Origin of the sequence: Streptomyces sp. NPDC059874 (assembly GCF_042731135.1) — a bacterium.
In the GTDB taxonomy this organism is placed as follows: Bacteria; Actinomycetota; Actinomycetes; order Streptomycetales; family Streptomycetaceae; genus Streptomyces.
The window spans coordinates 33107-35479 of the sequence record NZ_JBHWJY010000016.1; the positions used below are offsets into that span (position 1 = coordinate 33107).

The window sequence follows — 2373 nt, forward strand, 5'->3', positions numbered from 1 at the left end:
GTTTTTGTTTTATATGTTCCTTCGTTATGGGGCCCTTGGGCGCCCCGCGGCGGGCGTGGGGGCCCCCGATTTTGCCCCCCCAACAAATGTCGGGGACCGCGACGGCAGCGTCGCGAACGACGAACGCGGTGGGGTCCCTCTGTGTCGGACCCTGCGCGTGTGTCTGTTCTGCGAGGGGGCAGCTTTTGTGCCTGGGGGGAGTAGTCACTGTTCCGCAGCGTCCGCGGAGCGTGCCACGGCAGGTCCGAGTTCCGGGGGGAAGTGGGCCAGAGTCGCTCGCGGTGCCACTGCCACACCAGCGGCAGCGTCTGCCACTGCGCTTCCACCGTCTCGGCCGGACCACGCCGCCGGGCTGCGGCCATGTCGGGAAGCACCGGTCTCGGCGGGGAAAGCAGCGGCTGTTTCCCAGAGGTGAGCTCGTCAGAGTTCATGCCCGCTCCTCAAGTGTCTCGTCCGATCGGTCTCAACGACCTGGTGGCCCCATGGGAGTCGTACCCCCGGTCCGGTCACAACCCGGAAATCCCGGCTTGCCGCGCATGCAGTTCGGAGCGGACGAGTTCGAGGAGACGGCCCGTCCAGTTGCGACCTCGACCGGCGTTGTCACCCCAGAATGCCGAGTCCATGTCGTCGTAGATCAAGGTGGCGTCGCCTGTCGCCAGCAGGATCTCGGCCGGCTCGGGATGCTGGTCGTACTTGGCGCGCAGCAGGCTGGTCATGACGGCGGTTCGTGCGTGCTCCCAGCCCTCGCGGCGCGGTGTCCCGACCGCGAGCTTGCGTGCCGCGGCAGCGGTGTCCGCCGTCGCGACCGCGACGCCGACCTCTGGCTGAGCGACCGACAGGGCCCAGTAGGCGTGGGCGACGGAGGGGTAGCTGACCTTGCCGACGGTGATCGGGGCGGGATGGTCGTTGCGCAGGCCGACCGGGCCGGGGTCGGCCATCGGCTCTTTCGGAAACGATTGGTACAGGTGCACCGCCGGAGCGTGCGGAGCCGCCGGTCCGTCTTCCGGGACGCGAGTGTACTGCTCGGCCCTCCAGCGGGCCCGCTCCTCGAAGTACGCGAGGGCCCTGCCGTAGGCCTCTTGCGTGACCGGCGGGTCACTCGGCAGGTAGGTCCGGCCTCCGGGCCCTGAGGTCGGTGAGGAAGTATTGACCGTTACGGATGAAGGCGTGCCGCCAGGTTCCGGGTATGCGGAGGCCGTCTGCGATGCGATAGGTGATCCGGTTGCCGATCATCTCGTGATTGTGTCGCAGTGGCCTCGGAGAGGACCTTGATTTGTTCCCACGTGTGGGCGTCCAAGGCCGCCTCGACTTTTGTCCGCGGACAAAAGTCGAGAGGTTCAGAGCGGCAGAACCGGCCGGGTGGAGAAGTCCTCGCAGAGATCCTCACCGTCCGGCCCGTAGACGAACTCGGCCATGGAGGGGTTGCGGTTGGCGGTGGCCAGGGGGAGCCAGGTCAGGAGGTTGCCGTAGCCGCCGCACACCGATTCGCCACCGTCCCCGCCGTGCACCGCCGTGACGTCGCTGGTCAGCTCGGTGCTGTACGTGTCGTAGGCGATGTGCAGGCCGAACGCGCTGAGCCCGTTGTGCGGTCCGGTCGGGTCGCCGTAGGGGATGCGGTCGAGCGGGCAGTCGTCGCCCCACCGGAAGAGGGTGGTCGCGCCCGCTCCGCACGCGTGCTCCCACTCGTCGGAAGTCGGCATCCGCAGCCCGCGCGCCGCGAGCACGGCCGGCATGTCGGCCGGGAGCTCGGTCAGGGCCTCGTTCTCCACGGCCATCAGCACCGTGGCCAATGTGGTGGTCCGGTACGGGCTGAGCACCTCCGCCAGGTAGGCCCGGAGGTCGAGGCCGTACCCGTAGCCCTCCTCCAGGCTCTCCGCGTAGTCGGCGGTCTGTTCGGGCGTCGGCCGCCAGCTGTCCAGATCGAACCCGAGGGCAACTGTGCCGCCGGGTATCAGCGCGAACTCCGTGCCGGCGCGGTCGATTCGGACCCGGTGCAGCGGGGCACCGAGGTGCACGACGGTCTCGACGGAAACCAGGCGGCCGTCCACCAGTTGCGCTGCCTGCTGGGCGATGCGGCGTGCGGTGGGCAAGTCGGCGGACCGCCACTGGTCGAGCGTGAGTTCGGCGAGAGACATGCAACGCAGTGTGGCATGGGGGTCCGACACCAAGGGGGCGGGGAGTCGGCCGAGGTCGGGGTGCACCTACCTCCTCACCAGTTACAACCGCCTCATCCAGCCCGGCGGGACGCCGACCGGCCGGCGGCGCTGGCGGGGCCGGCTTTTTTTGGCGGGCACAAATAGGGGGCCCCAGGGGCGGCGGGCCGCGGGGCGGGGCGGGTCGCCCTTGTTGGGGAGGGGGGCGCCAGGGCGGCGG

2 protein-coding genes are annotated in these 2373 nt (G+C 69.6%); both read right to left on the minus strand.

The window, feature by feature from the left end; genetic code table 11:
- Positions 1-506: 506 nt before the first annotated feature.
- Positions 507-971 carry an NADAR family protein gene (locus tag ACFV9H_RS12070; protein WP_385396690.1) on the minus strand — a complete coding sequence of 155 codons (465 nt, stop codon included), beginning with the start codon at positions 969-971 and terminating at the stop codon, positions 507-509.
- Between the two features lie 366 nt (positions 972-1337).
- Positions 1338-2135: a hypothetical protein gene (locus ACFV9H_RS12075; RefSeq protein ID WP_385396692.1), complete on the minus strand. Its 798-nt coding sequence runs from the start codon at positions 2133-2135 to the stop codon at positions 1338-1340.
- Between the last annotated feature and the right edge of the window lie 238 nt (positions 2136-2373).

Coding starts and splice junctions, on each gene's coding strand:
- ACFV9H_RS12075 (WP_385396692.1), bottom strand. CDS start 2,135: ATGTCTCTCGCCGAACTCACGCTCGACCAGTGGCGGTCCGCCGACTTG.